Genomic DNA, 463 nt, shown 5'->3' on the forward strand with positions numbered 1-463 from the left:
ACACATAGGATGGGAGACCATCCTTTGTTATTTTTAGCTAGGGAAATTATGACTCAACAAGATATTAAACTGATTGCGTTCGATCTGGATGGCACATTGTTGGACAGCGTACCTGATTTGGCCGTTGCTGCAGACCAAGCGGTACAAGCTTTGGGTTACCCTGCAGTATCGGAAGAGCAAGTACGTGATTACGTAGGTAACGGTGCTGACGTCCTGATTGGTCGCGCGCTAAGCCAAAGCATGACCATCAGTAGCGATCTTAGTGAAGAGCTGCGTGCAAAAGGACGCGAGCTGTTTGATGACTTTTACGCGCAAAGCGGTCATCAGCTGAGCCATCTTTACCCAACAGTAAAAGAGACGCTAGAAGAGCTACATCAGGCAGGCTTTACGATGGCGCTTGTAACGAACAAACCATCGAAGTTTGTTCCAGAAATTCTAGAGCAACATGGCATCGCAAAATACT

The 463-nt window shown here is 46.9% G+C and carries 1 protein-coding gene; it reads left to right on the top strand.

Going from position 1 to position 463, the window contains the following annotated elements; genetic code table 11:
• Positions 1-48 precede the first annotated feature (48 nt).
• A partial coding sequence (locus R7R24_RS26695; RefSeq protein WP_318120116.1) for an HAD hydrolase-like protein occupies positions 49-463 on the top strand: 415 nt, incomplete at its 3' end.

The organism is Vibrio sp. 704, from assembly GCF_033339295.1.